General features: G+C 67.2%; 12 protein-coding genes. 7 read left to right on the top strand and 5 right to left on the bottom strand.

Annotated elements, in window-relative coordinates; all coding sequences use genetic code 11:
* Positions 1–105: 105 nt before the first annotated feature.
* The 3 genes from ACTXG5_RS01340 to ACTXG5_RS01330 all read left to right on the top strand — a co-directional run bounded on the left by ACTXG5_RS01340 (position 106) and on the right by ACTXG5_RS01330 (position 4,267).
* A complete protein-coding gene (locus tag ACTXG5_RS01340; RefSeq protein WP_445164224.1) occupies positions 106–870 on the top strand; it encodes an SDR family NAD(P)-dependent oxidoreductase in 765 nt (254 codons plus the stop codon).
* Positions 867–2,099 (top strand): zinc-dependent alcohol dehydrogenase, encoded by a 1,233-nt coding sequence (locus ACTXG5_RS01335; RefSeq protein WP_445161991.1) that lies wholly within the window; start codon positions 867–869, stop codon positions 2,097–2,099. The genes ACTXG5_RS01340 and ACTXG5_RS01335 overlap by 4 nt, the downstream gene beginning before the upstream one ends.
* Positions 2,100–2,545: 446 nt before the next feature.
* Positions 2,546–4,267: a GMC oxidoreductase gene (locus tag ACTXG5_RS01330; RefSeq protein ID WP_445161990.1), complete on the top strand. Its 1,722-nt coding sequence runs from the start codon at positions 2,546–2,548 to the stop codon at positions 4,265–4,267.
* Between the two features lie 13 nt (positions 4,268–4,280).
* On the opposite strand, the gene ACTXG5_RS01325 is transcribed toward ACTXG5_RS01330, so the two are convergent.
* Positions 4,281–4,928: a class I SAM-dependent methyltransferase gene (locus ACTXG5_RS01325; RefSeq protein WP_445161989.1), complete on the bottom strand. Its 648-nt coding sequence runs from the start codon at positions 4,926–4,928 to the stop codon at positions 4,281–4,283.
* Between the two features lie 75 nt (positions 4,929–5,003).
* On the opposite strand from ACTXG5_RS01325, the gene ACTXG5_RS01320 reads away from it, so the two are divergent.
* The gene (locus ACTXG5_RS01320; RefSeq protein ID WP_445161988.1) at positions 5,004–5,858 is read left to right on the top strand and encodes a helix-turn-helix transcriptional regulator; all 855 of its coding nucleotides are present in this window, start codon (positions 5,004–5,006) and stop codon (positions 5,856–5,858) included.
* 19 nt (positions 5,859–5,877) lie between these two features.
* Positions 5,878–7,332 (top strand): xylulokinase, encoded by a 1,455-nt coding sequence (locus ACTXG5_RS01315; RefSeq protein WP_445161987.1) that lies wholly within the window; start codon positions 5,878–5,880, stop codon positions 7,330–7,332.
* 19 nt (positions 7,333–7,351) lie between these two features.
* Here ACTXG5_RS01315 and ACTXG5_RS01310 read toward each other — a convergent pair whose 3' ends face one another.
* The 3 genes from ACTXG5_RS01310 to ACTXG5_RS01300 are packed head-to-tail and all read right to left on the bottom strand — an operon-like array spanning position 7,352 to position 9,908.
* Positions 7,352–8,269 carry an MBL fold metallo-hydrolase gene (locus tag ACTXG5_RS01310; RefSeq protein WP_445161986.1) on the bottom strand — a complete coding sequence of 306 codons (918 nt, stop codon included), beginning with the start codon at positions 8,267–8,269 and terminating at the stop codon, positions 7,352–7,354.
* On the bottom strand, positions 8,266–8,922 hold the full coding sequence (locus ACTXG5_RS01305) for an L-fuculose-phosphate aldolase (protein WP_445161985.1): 657 nt from the start codon (positions 8,920–8,922) through the stop codon (positions 8,266–8,268). Before ACTXG5_RS01305 ends, ACTXG5_RS01310 begins: the two co-directional genes overlap by 4 nt.
* A complete protein-coding gene (locus ACTXG5_RS01300; protein ID WP_445161984.1) occupies positions 8,919–9,908 on the bottom strand; it encodes an NAD(P)-dependent oxidoreductase in 990 nt (329 codons plus the stop codon). Before ACTXG5_RS01300 ends, ACTXG5_RS01305 begins: the two co-directional genes overlap by 4 nt.
* Positions 9,909–9,938: 30 nt before the next feature.
* On the opposite strand from ACTXG5_RS01300, the gene ACTXG5_RS01295 reads away from it, so the two are divergent.
* Both ACTXG5_RS01295 and ACTXG5_RS01290 read left to right on the top strand, forming a co-directional pair.
* Entirely contained in the window at positions 9,939–11,306 is a 1,368-nt protein-coding gene (locus tag ACTXG5_RS01295; RefSeq protein ID WP_445161983.1) for a xylulokinase, read from the top strand.
* A gap of 34 nt (positions 11,307–11,340) precedes the next feature.
* The gene (locus ACTXG5_RS01290; protein WP_445161982.1) at positions 11,341–12,006 is read left to right on the top strand and encodes a GNAT family N-acetyltransferase; all 666 of its coding nucleotides are present in this window, start codon (positions 11,341–11,343) and stop codon (positions 12,004–12,006) included.
* A 4-nt stretch (positions 12,007–12,010) separates the two neighbouring features.
* Here ACTXG5_RS01290 and ACTXG5_RS01285 read toward each other — a convergent pair whose 3' ends face one another.
* Positions 12,011–12,940, bottom strand: a complete 930-nt coding sequence (locus tag ACTXG5_RS01285; RefSeq protein WP_445161981.1) for a class I SAM-dependent methyltransferase — start codon at positions 12,938–12,940, stop codon at positions 12,011–12,013.
* Position 12,941: the final 1 nt, after the last annotated feature.

Genomic DNA, 12,941 nt, shown 5'->3' with positions numbered 1-12,941 from the left:
TCGGATGTATTTAGCTTACCTTCGCTAATACTTAGCCAATATAACAAGCTTTCACCACTGTACGCTTCCCGCGATTCGGGGCAACCTTGACGAATGACGTACGCGGTGGCCGGAAAACGGGTGCTCATCACGGGTGCTTCCGCCGGCCTGGGGGCCGCCCTGGCCAGGCAGCTGGCCGCGCAGAACGCGGTAGTGGGGCTGATCGCCCGCCGGCGCGACCGCCTCAGCGAGGTACTTGCGGACTGCCGGCGGACCTCGCCGGCCTCGGCGATGTGGGTGGCCGACCTGGCCGACACCGCGGGCCTCGAGGAGCTCGCGATGAAAGTCTGGGATGGTCTGGGCGGCATCGACGTGCTGATCAACAACGCGGCCATCCCTAAGCGCCGGCCGGTCACGGAACTCGATCCCGACGAGGTCGAGGACGTCATGCGGGTGAACTTCTTCGCCCCGATGCGCCTGACACTGACGCTGCTGCCGCGGATGCTGGCGCGCGGATCCGGTCTGATCGTCAACATCTCGAGCGTCGGCGGCCGGCTCGGGATCATCCACGAAACCGCTTACTGTGCAAGCAAGTTCGCGCTCTGCGGGTGGAGCGAGGCGATGGCCGTGGACCTGCACGGCAGCGGGATCACGGTGAAACTGATCGAGCCGGGCCCGGTCGACACCGAGATCTGGGATCAGCCGGGCAGCGAGGAACCGCTCTACCAGGGCCCCAAGGTCGCGGCCGACGAGGTTGCCGACGGCATCATCGCCGCCCTGGGCAGCGACCGATTCGAGCACTATGTGCCCGACATGAAGGCTGTCGTCGACGCCAAGAATGCCGACCTCGACGCCTTCATCGCCGGGGTGGCCGGGATGGCGGCGCGATGAAGGCGCTGGTTTACGGCGTGGCACCGGAGCCGTTCGAGGTCCGCGGGGACGCCAACACGCTCACGGTGAACTTGGCCCGGACCCCGACCGCCCTGAGGCAGGTGCCGGATCCGCAACTTCCGCACGAGGATTGGGTGCTCACCCGGCCGCTGCTGACCGGCATATGCGGCTCGGACTCCAAGCAGATCCTGATGGATTTCGGCGAGGGCGACGCCGACAACGCCATGGGCGGCTTCTGTTCTTTCCCACAGGTGATGGGCCACGAGGTGGTCGCCGACGTGGTGGCGCTGGGCCCCAAGGCCCGCGGGCTCGAGGTGGGCCAGCGGGTCGTGCTCAACCCGTGGCTGTCGTGCGGGCCGCGCGGCATCGCACCCGTATGCCCCGCGTGCGAAACCGGCGACTACAGCCTGTGCTGGAGCTTCACCGACGGCGACATCAAGCCGGGCATCCACACCGGGGTGTCGGCCGACGTGACTGGTGGCTACGCCGAGTTGATGCCCGCCCACGACAGCATGCTGTTCGTTGTTCCCGAGTCGATTCCCGACGAGATGGCCGTGTTCGCCGACCCGTTTTCGGTGTCGCTGCACGCGATTACCCGGCATCCGCCGCCCCGCTCGGGACGGGTCTTGGTCTATGGGGCCGGCTCGCTCGGGTTGTGTGCAGTCGCGATCCTGCGGGCGCTCTATCCCGACGTGGCGGTGGCCGTGGTGGCACGCTTCGATGCCCAGGCGGAGCTGGCCCGACAGTTCGGAGCCGCCAAAGTCCTTGCGCACGAACCACGCCTGGCCCTCATCGAAGAGCTGGTCGGCTGGGGCGGTGGCCGGCTGCGCCAACCCCTGCAGGGTCTGCCGATGGCGCACCCCGGAGCGGTCGACGTCGTCTACGACACGGTCGGCAAGCCCGAGACATTCGAGGTCGGGGTCCGGGTGCTGCGCTCGCGGGGGACCTTGGTGAAGGCCGGTGTCCATGCCCCCGGCCGCTGGGAGTGGAGCCCGTTGTACTTCAAGGAGATCAGCTGGGTCGGGTCCAACGCCTTCGGGTTCGAGGAGGTCGACGGGCAGCGCAAGCACGCCATCGCCCACTACCTCGACCTGGTCGCCGCGGGCCGGGTGGACCTGCGTCCGATGCTGACCCACACCTTCGCGCTGGAGCAGTGGCGCGACGCCTTTTCGGCGATTGCCAACCAGGGCGTAAGCGGTGCGGTCAAGGTCGCTATCGATCAGCGCTAGACCGTGACGTGTAACGCGAGGTAGGTGAGTCACACTTCGCTTTCCGTCTGTCATATGCGGCCGCCACGTCCGCGATGAGCCCGGCGAGGTCGCGAGGCATCGACAGGAATGGTGAGTGACTGCTGGGCAGTCGGCGGATGTTGGTCGCGCGTGCGGGCATCTACTCCTGGGCCTGCAGCGGCTATCACCGCGGCGAACCGCGTCTAGCCGTTCGTCGAGGTCCTCGCACTCACGGGCTCGGCCCAGCAACATATGATCCAGCCTCTTATCTGGGATAGCGTTCGAGGCTACCCCAGCCCCGAGATGGCGGGACTGGCCGTCCATTTGGCGTCGCGCTGGGAATCGGGCCGCGACTAGGCGTGTTACTAGGGCTGCGATGGATTCGCTCACCGCGAGGTGACGCGCACCGTGGCAATGCCGCATCCGAACGACAGCCCGGGGACCCAATGACAAACGGCCAGCGCTATGACGTGCTCGTTATCGGAAGTGGATTCGGTGGCAGCGTCACGGCGCTGCGGCTGGCCGAGAAGGGATATCGCGTCGGAGTCTTGGAGGCCGGACGCCGCTGGGCTGACCACGAGTTCGCCAAAAACACGTGGGATCTCAAGCCGTTTATCTGGGCACCTATGTTGGGGCTCAAAGGGATCACCCGCATTCATCCGCTTCCTGATGCCATCGTGGTTGCCGGATCTGGCGTCGGCGGCGGCTCACTCAACTACGGCAATGTTCTCTACGAGCCTAAGTCGGAGGCTTTCTATCGGGACAAGCAGTGGGGACACATTACTGACTGGCGCGCCGAGCTGGCAACCCATTACGACCAGGCCAAGCGGATGCTCGGTGTTTCGCGAAGCCCCTCGACCACGCCGGTAGATGAGCTTGCGCAAAAAGTCGCCGCAGAAATGGGCGTCGAGCACACCTTCGAATTAACGCCTGTCGCGGTGTTCTTCGGCCGGGACGGCCGCGTCGAACCCGGTGTCGAAGCCGAGGACCCATTCTTTGGTGGCGCTGGCCCGCGCCGCAACGGCTGCATCGAAGTCGGTGAGTGCATGTCCGGGTGTCGGCATAACGCGAAGAACACACTGCCAAATAACTACCTTTACCTCGCTGAAAAGCTCGGCGCGGCAATACATCCAGAGCACACCGTGACCGCGCTGCGCCCGCTGCCGGAGGGCGGCTACCAGGTCGAAACCGTCCGCACCGGTGCCTGGTGTTCGCGACGAAGCAAACGAAGCTTTACCGCGGACCAGGTAGTCATCGCGGCGGGCGCGTGGGGCACCCAACAGCTGCTACACCGGATGAAAGCGACCGGGGTCTTGCCCCAACTGTCTGACCGACTTGGTCTGCTGAGCCGAACCAACTCCGAATCGGTTGGCGCCGTCACCGCGAAGTGGCGAGATCGGAGACGTCACGACTTCACCCCCGGCGTAACGGTCACCTCATCATTTCAGCCCGACGAGCACACTCTGATCGAGCCATTCCGTCAGGGCAAGCGCTTAAACGCGATGGGGCTGTTGATGACTCTCGCGACGAGAGGCGGCGGCAAGTATCCGCGTTGGCTGCTGTGGCTGACCAAAGCGGCCAGACATCCCGGTCAGCTACTGTCGCTGTACGGGGGCATCAACCAGTGGGCGCAGCGCAGCGTCGTTACGATGACAATGCAAGACCTGGACAACTCGCTGACCCTCTATCCCACCCGGAGCCGGATTGGGCGCTGGAAGGTCACGTCCAAGCCAGGTGAGGGCGCACCCAACCCGAGGTGGCTTCCGGCCGCCAGCGCAGCCCTTGACCGGATGGCCAGCAACATCGGCGGGTTCACCACCAACGGCATTGGCGAAATCTTCGACATCCCGATGACGGGCCACTTTCTCGGCGGCTGCACCATCGGCGACAAACCCGGCACTGGGGTCGTCGACCCTTACCACCGCGTCTACGGGCATCCGGGACTGCACATCGCCGACGGCTCAACCGTTTCCGCGAACCTCGGTGTCAACCCCTCGCTCACCATCACAGCACTGGCCGAGCGAGCTATGTCGTTTTGGCCGAACAAGGGCGACGCGGATCCCCGGCCCCCGCTGAACGGCGCTTACCAGCGACTGGAGCCTGTTGTGCCCAGGAGCCCGGCCGTCCCGCCGACCGCGCCGGCAGCCCTTCGGTTGCGGCCTCAATGATCTGACGTCAGCGCTAGGCGGGACGTGTGGCGGAAAAGTAGGTGAGCCGTCCCACAAACCAGTGGCGCTCGGTGGCGAGCTCGGCGCAGTCGAACCCCGCGGTGCGTAGCAGTCGAGGAATCGCGTCGCCGAGGTTGCCGATTGCGTGCGGGCTGTGCTTGATCAGGCGCGCCGCCAGCCCGTCCTCGGCGGTCATGTTTCCGCCCATATCGACCAGGTGCAGCCTGCCGCCGGGGCGCAGCACCCGGAAAATCTCGGCTGCCGCTTCAGTTTTCGCGTCGCCATCGAGGTGATGCAGCATCATCGACGACAGCACCCGGTCGAATTCGCGGTCGGCGTAGGGCAGCCGTTGCGCGTAGCCCTGCTCGAAGCGAATGCCGGCCAAGCTGCGCGCCTTTCGCTGGGCGCGCTTGCGCGCCAGCGGGTCGGGGTCGGATCCGATCACCTCGGCACCGGGATGAGCCCGTTTGGCGCGGAGTGCGAGATTGCCAGTACCACAGCCGATTTCCAAGATGCGCTGGTCCTCGGCGAGTTCGGCTTGATCGATCAGACGTTGATGCACTCGGTGGAAGCCGAACAGGCGGGTCAATAGGTCGTAGCCGGGAAGAAATGCGTCGTGGCCGGCGGCGGGAAGGTAATCATGTGGATGATATTTCGTCACAGAATCCATAGTGGACTGCTTGTCCACTGCGCAATTGGGTGATCATCGCCAAAAGTAGGACTATCTTTGGTAACCATGACGCAGCCAGCTCGGCTGATCGGCCTCCGCGGCGGTGTGCCCATCTACCAATACCGGACCGATCCGGAACTCTCTCCGGTGTCGGTGCACCGTCATATCGGCGACCTTGGTGAGCGGGGCCGGCACATTCACGATTTCCCGGCGCTCTGGTATGTCCCCGGGGCGGGCGTGGTGCATGTGGCGGCCGCGGGCGAGGTGCTCGACCCGGAGCGGCTGGATGACTTGGATGCCGGGGTTGCGGTGTTCTTCGATCCCGCCGCACTCGGCGAGGATGGGCGATCGCCGTGGCCGGCGTGGCAGGGGCACCCGCTGCTCTTCCCGTTTCTGCACGGGCATGCGGGTGGGGTGCTGCGGCTGGAGGTGCCCGCGGGCCGACGAGCCATGTGGGACAACGTGATCCGGTCGATCGAAACCGAACTCACCGCCAGGCAGGAGGGCCATCGGCAGGCGGTTTTGGCGCACCTGACGCTGTTGCTGATCGAGCTCGCACGGCTGGCCCGCGACGTGGTGGGCGACCTGCGGCGCAGCGGTGAACCGCTGCTGGCCGACGTGTTCGCGGTGATCGACGAGCGTCACGCCGACCAGCTGTCCCTGCGCGACGTGGCGCGTGAACTCGGCATGACGCCGGGGCACCTGACCACGGTCGTGCGCCGCCGCACCGGGCGCACCGTGCAGGACTGGATTATCGAACGTCGCATGGCCGAGGCCCGCAGGCTGCTGGCCGAAACGGACATTCCGGTCGCGGAGGTCGCCCGCCGGGTCGGGGTGCCCGACCCGGGCTATTTCAGCCGACTGTTCAGCCGGGTGCACGGCACCTCACCCCGGAACTGGCGTGGGCGGCGTCCGGCGTAAATCTGCAAGACTAGCGAGCGTGGTGAGCAGCTGTCTGGTCGGAATCGATGTCGGAACCAGCGCGGTCAAGGCGATCCTGATCGATGCCGCGGGCAACCGGATCGCCGATTTCGCACGGCCAGTGGCGATGTCGCGCCCGGCGGCTAGCTACGCGGAGCAGAATCCCATCGATTGGACCGATGGTGTGGTTGCTGCACTGACTGCATTCGTGTCTCGGCACGACCTGTCCGGACTCGCCGGGATCGGCATCACCTCGCAGGTGAATACGCACGCGTTCGTGGGTTCAGACGGCGCGGCGCTCATCCCCGCAATCACCTGGCAGGACACCCGCTGCGCGGCCGACGGTGCGGCGCTGGCGGCGCAAGTCAGCGCCGCGCAGCTGACGGCGTGGTTCGGCGCGCCGATCCCCATTGATGCGAGTCACGCGTTATCCCGGATGGCGTACGTCGCGAGGGTTCACCCCGATATCTACGCCAAGACCCGATATGTGCTGCTGCCCAAGGACTATTGCGTGATGCAACTGACTGGCGCGGTATCCTCCGACGCGATCTCAGCGGTGCGGCTCGCCCGGGGTCTCGGCTACGTCGACGAATTACTCGACCTGGTGCCGCGCTCGCGAGAGTTGCTACCGGCGCTGCGCAGCTTCCATCACGTTGCGGGGCGGGTGCGCGACGGGATGCCTTGCGCCGGAACACCGGTGGTCGTCGGCGCCATGGACGCGTGGGCCGGAATGTTCGGTTCCGGCGTCCTCGACGACGGCGACGCCATGTATCAGAGTGGCACCAGCGAGATCCTGGGCATCATATCGTCCGCGGTGAGCCCGACGGCTGGCGTGGTTGTGTTCCCCCCGTACGAGGACATCGTGCTGCACGCGGCGCCCACGCAATCGGGTGGTGCTGCGCTGCAATGGCTTTCGGATCTGTTGGGCAAGACGCCCGCACAGGTGTCGGCGCTGGCGGCCGAGAGTGAACCGGGAGAGGCGGTGCCTCTGTTCCTGCCGCACCTCGAGGGCGAACGCGCACCGATCTGGGATGCATCCTCACGCGGCGCTTTCGCGCGGATCGATTCTGCGGCGGGAGCCGCCGAAGTGGCGCGCAGCGTCATGGAAGGGGTCGCCTTCTCGGCGCGGTGGGCATTCGAAGCGCTGCAGAAATCGTCGACTCGTACCGTATCGCTGGCCAACATCAGCGGCGGTGGCTCCCGCTCTGACACCTGGTGCCAGATCCGCGCGGACGCGCTGGGCTTTGCGCTCCAACGCACCGTGGTGCCGGACGCCGCGCCGCTAGGCGCTGCAATCCTCGCCGGACTCGGAGGCGGGACAATGAGCAGCATGCGCGACGCGGTGCGACAGCTCGTCAGATTCGACCGTACCTTCGAGCCGCGGCCCGCCCATCGCGCCTACTACGACGATAAGTTCGGGCACTTCCGAGCGCTCTACGACGCGCTGCGCCCCATCAATGCGCGGTACCACTGAATCTCTTTGTGCCCCAGTCCTAGAGGGATTCGATGTCCAGCCACTCATCGACTTCGAATCGATCCGCGATGGCGCGGATCGTCGCACCGCCGTGACCGGGATAGTGCGCGGGTATCACGGCGGCGTGGGCGTCTGCGGCCTCGGTGAAAATTCTTCGGCGGGTGGCCGCGGCCGCGCCGGCGTCCATGTCGAAGGCGCACGGGTCGGCGGGGCGGCACAGTTGCAGCGGGCTGTGGGTGAGATCGCCGACGAAGACCGCAGGCTGACCGGCATCCAGCCAGAGCACCGAGGATCCCGGCGTGTGCCCGGCTGCGGGCCGTAGTCGCAGCGACTCGCTGATCTGGTTGTCGTCCGACCAACAGATGAGCTGTCCCGCCGCTGCGACGGGTAACACGCTGTCGGCGAACACCAGCTGGTCGCCGCGCTGCTGGGTCGCCTCCTGCTCGGTACGTGGCGATTGTCTGGCCGCGGGTCCGTCCGGTGCGAAGTGCCGATAGTCGGCAGCCGGTGCGACATATCGGGCGTTGGGAAATGTCGGCACCCAGGTTCCGTTGTCCAGCAGGGTGTTCCACCCGACGTGGTCGGAGTGGATGTGGGTGTTCACTACCACGTCCACGGCGTTACGGTCGACACCCGCCGACTGCAGCGCAGTCAGGAACCCGGTGTTCAGGTGATCCAGGGCCGGCGTCTGCGGACGCTGGCGATCGTTGCCGACACCGGTATCCACCACGACGGTCAGGCCGTCGACCTCAATGACCCAGCTCTGCACCGCGATTCGCCACTGATCGGTGTCGGGATCGAAGAAGTCCGGGACCAGCAGGTCGGCATGGTCCCGCCAGCCCGACGCGGGGGTTCCGGCGAAAAACCTGGCACCCAACTCGAACTGAAATTCCACGACGCGCGTCACGCGCGCGCGGCCCAGCTGAACGCTACTCATAGAGGATTGGTGCGCAGATAGCCGTAAACCCCGGCGAAGTTTCGGTTCACCTCTTCGGGAATGGGTACCGGACCGCCGAGAGCCCTTGCGCCCCAAACAATTTGCGCGGTGCGTTCGACCAGTGCGGTGATATGCAGGACCTTGTCGGGGCGCGGCCCCACCGCGACCAGGCCGTGATTGGCGATCAGGGCGGCGCCGCGGCCTTCCAGCGCCTTGACCGCGTTGGTCCCGACATCGGGTGTGCCGGATGCGGCGTAGTCGGTGCACCGAACGTCACCGCCGCAGTAGACCGCGAATTCGTCGATGCAGGCCGGAATCGGCTCGTGGGCGATGGCGAACATGGTCGCCCACACGGGATGACTGTGGATGACGCTGCCGATGTCGTCGAACGCCTGATAGCAGGCGAGGTGCAGCTGCATTTCCGACGACGGGTGCCGGCCGTCCTTGGCGTGCTGCACCGCACCTTCGGCGTCGATGAGAACCAGGTCGTCGAGCACCATGTCCGCGTAGTCGACCGACGACGGGGTGATCACGATGTTGCCGTCGGAGCGGCGCGCCGAAATGTTGCCGGCGGTTCCCTCGACGAGACCCCGGCGCAGCATGTCCTGAGCCGCTGCCAGCACCGCGGCCTCGGGGTTGTCAACGAATTTCACGGGGCCAGCACCTCCGGGTTGACGAGATGGGCGGGCGTGTTGCCGGATAGCAACGCTTCCAGATCGTCGGCGACCATCTGCGCCTGCCGCGCCTCAGTGTTCCACGTGGCCCCGCCGATATGCGGGGTCAGCACGACGTTGGGCATGCCCACCAATGGATGGTCCGTCGGCAGCCATTCACCCACGAAGTGGTCCAGGCCGGCCGCGGCCACCTTGCCGTTGCGCAGCGCCTCGACGAGCGCGTCGGTGTCGTGTAGCTGCGCGCGGGCGGTGTTGAGGAAAACCACGCCGTCGCGCATGGCGGCAAACTGCTCAGCGCCGATCATCCCCGTGGTGTCGTCGGTGACCGGTGCGTGCAGCGAGATGACGTCGGCCTCGCCCAGCAGTTCGTCCAGACTGTGTTCCGCTTCGTCGCTGTACGGATCATGGGCGATGACCCGCAGGCCCAGCCCGGACAGCCGCCACCGCAAGGCCCTGCCGACGGCGCCCAATCCCACCAGCCCCGCGGTGCGGCCCGCGATCTCCCAACCCCGGAGCCGCTGATAGGGAATGCTGCCGTCGCGAAACACGTTGCCGCTGCGGACATCCGAGTCGGCGGTCAACAGGTGGCGGGTGGCGGCCAACAGCAGGGCCAGCGCCATCTCGGCGACCGCGTCGGCATTGCGGGCCGGGGTGTTCAGCACCGGGATGCCCGCCGCGGTGGCTCCGGCGATGTCGACGTTGTTGGGGTCTCCACGGGTGGACGCGATCGCACGCAAACCCAGGTCGAACACCGGGCCGCGCACCGAGTCGCTCTCCACCACAATGACGTCGGCGCCTTCGGCATCGATGCGTTGCGCCAACTGCTCGGGGCTGTAGATCCGCAGCGGGGTCGCCTCGAGCTCGCTTATCCAAGGGTCGTACACCACATCGGCCAGCTGCCGGAGTTTGGCGAACCCCGGACCACGCAGCGGGGCCGTCACCAGGGCACGCGGTCTTGACGTCACGAGTGCCAATGCTGGCGTACGGTGACGCCCGTGTCACGTAACGACGTCACGATCGGCATCGACATCGGCACCACCGCGGTCAAAGCGGTCGCCGCCGACACCGACGGCCGCGTGACGGCGCGGGTACGCATCCCCCATCAATTGCGGGTGCCGACCCCCAACCGGTTGGAACACGATGCCGACGAGGCGTGGCGGCGCGGTCCCTTGGCGGCCCTGCATCAGCTGGCTCCCGGGCCCGAGGTGCGCGCGGTGGCCATTTCGGCGATGGTTCCCTCGCTGACCGCCGTCGACACCGCGGGCCGGCCCCGCACCCCAGGGCTGCTGTACGGCGACGAGCGCGGCCGGCCGTCGGGGACCGTGAAAGAACTGGCTCAGCCGCTTCCCGCGCTGGGCGAAGCCGCCGAGTTCCTGCGCTGGACGGCGGCCGAAGCCCCCGATGCGGCCGGATACTGGCCGGCGCCGGCGGTGGCCAACCACGCCCTGGCGGGCGAGGCGGTGATCGACTTCGCCACCGCGGCCACCTCTTACCCCCTGTTCGACGGGACCGGCTGGAATCCGGCGGCCTGCGCCGAGCGAGGCGCCGGCCCCGGGCAAATGCCCCGGGTGGAGACGATCGGTGCCGCTGCCGGACACGTACACGGGACCGGCGCCGTGCTGGCGATAGGCGCCGTTGACGCGCTGTGCGAGCAGATGGTGGCCGGCGTCGAACGCGACGGCGAGGTGCTGGTGATGTGTGGCACCACGCTGATCGTGTGGGTCACCGTCCCCGAGGCCCGCCAAGTGCCGGGGCTATGGACCATTCCGCACACCAAGGCCGGCAAGAGCCTGATCGGCGGCGCCAGCAATGCCGGCGGACTGTTTCTCGGCTGGGTGGATCGCGTCATCGGACCGGGCGACCCCGGGTCGGCCGATCCGTACCGGGTCCCGGTGTGGTCGCCCTACATTCGCGGGGAACGCACCCCGTTCCACGACCCGGACCGCCGTGCCGTGCTTGACGCCGTCGATCTCACCCACGACGCCGCCGCGCTGCGCAGGGCCGCCTACGAGGCGTCCGGCTTCGTCGTCCGTCAGCTCATCGAGCTGAGTGGCGCGCCGGTGTCGCGCATCGTGGCCACCGGCGGTGGGACCCGCCTGCAGCCCTGGATGCAGGCCATCGCCGACGCCACCGGCCGGCCGGTGGAGGTTTCCGCGGTGGCTGAGGGTGCGGCATTGGGCGCGGCTTTCCTGGGCCGGATGGCGGCCGGACTGGAGACATCGATCGCCGACGCCTCGCGCTGGGTCTCCACCGAGCGCATCGTCGACCCCGATCGCGCCTGGGCAACCGCGGTCGAGCACCGCTACCGGCGTTTCCTGGAACTGGGCGACCGGCCGTCGCGCGCCTCGGACGCCAAGATCTAGCGCGATACCGGGCTTGGCGTTCTAGTCTGGTCCAATGACTGACCACGACCGCAAAGCTGCCCGCAGAGAGATCGCAGACGCCCTGTTGAAAGCGCTTGAGCGCCGGCATGAGATTGCCGACGTCGTGGTGGAGTCGGAAAGCAAGGAAGCCGCGGTCGAGGCGATCGTCGCATTGCTCGACACGACCCATCTCGCCGCCGAAGCGGTGATGGGTATGTCCTTTGCTCAGCTCACCATCGACTCGCGCCGCAAGATCCTCGCCGAACTCGAGGACCTGAACAAGCAGCTGAGCTTCACGCTCGGGGAGCGGCCGGCGAGTTCGGGGGAGAGCCTCGAGCTGCGGCCGTTTTCCGCCGACCAGGACCGTGACGTGTTCGCGGCCCGCACCCAGGACATCGGCGCCGCCGGCGACGGATCCGGCGGACCGGCCGGCAACCTCGACGACGAGATCCGTGCGGCGTTGCGCCGTGTCGAAGACGAAGAGGCCGCCTGGTTTGTCGCTATCGATTCGGGGGACAAGGTCGGGATGGTCTTCGGCGAGCTCGCCCACGGTGAGGTAAACGTGCGGATCTGGATTCACCCGGACCACCGAAAGAGGGGCTACGGCACCGCCGCCCTGCGCAAGTCGCGCTCGGAGCTGGCGTGGTGTTTCCCGGCCGTGCCGTTGGTGGTGCGGACGCCGGCAGCCAAACCGGCCTAACCGGCTACTGCAAGACGGCAACCACCGAAATGTGGTTCTCCAGCGCCTTGAGGCCTTCGCCCGGCGGCACGGGCAGCCCGGCCTCGGCGAACTGATCGGCGCGGGTGCGCGGCGTAATCTGCCAGCCGGCCGCGCTCAGGTATTCCGCGGCCGGGGTGCGTTCACCGTCATAGACGAGAGCGGACACGTCGGTGTCGAAGCCGAATTGCCCCCAGCGCTTGGCCATCGCCTTGGCGCGTTTCTCGAGCAGGGGCATGCCGTCGCGATGGTATTCGGTGGCCAGCCGGCTGCCCGGTGCGCTCAGCGTGGTGATGGCGTCGAACAACCGATCCTGCGCCTCCGGCGGCAGGTACATCAGCAGGCCCTCAGCGCTCCACGCCGCGGGCTTTGTCTCGTCAAAACCGGCTTGGCGCAACGCGTTTAGCCAATCGTCGCGCAGGTCAACCGCAACGGTCCGGCGCTCCGCGGTGGGCTGGGCGCCCAACTGCGACAACGCGGCGGTCTTGAACTCGATGACCGCCGGTTGGTCGACTTCGTACACGACGGTGCCCTCGGGCCAGGCCAGCCGGTAGGGGCGCGAGTCCAGGCCGGAGGCCAGGATGACGACCTGGCCGACGCCGGCGGCGGTCGCGTTGGTGAAGAAGTCGTCGAAGTACCGGGTGCGCACGGCCATCATGTTGACCATCCGCTGCAGGTTGAACTCCGCGTCGGGGTCCGCGTGGGGGTCGATACCGCCGCTCTCATCGGTGATTTCGCCGTCGAGCACTCGGATGAAGAAATCCGCGCCCACCGCACGAACCAGCGGATCGGCGAAGGGATCGTCGATCAGGGCGTTGGGTTGCTTGCCGGCAAGGGCCCGGCAGGCGGCGACCCACGTCGCGGTCGCCCCCACGCTCGAGGCCAGATCCCAGGTGTCTTGTTCTGTGCGTGTCATG

The sequence above is a fragment of the Mycobacterium sp. Dal123C01 genome (assembly GCF_052566995.1).
The sequence above is the reverse complement of the archived record's forward strand: the minus strand, read 5'-3'. Positions and strand labels throughout refer to the sequence as shown.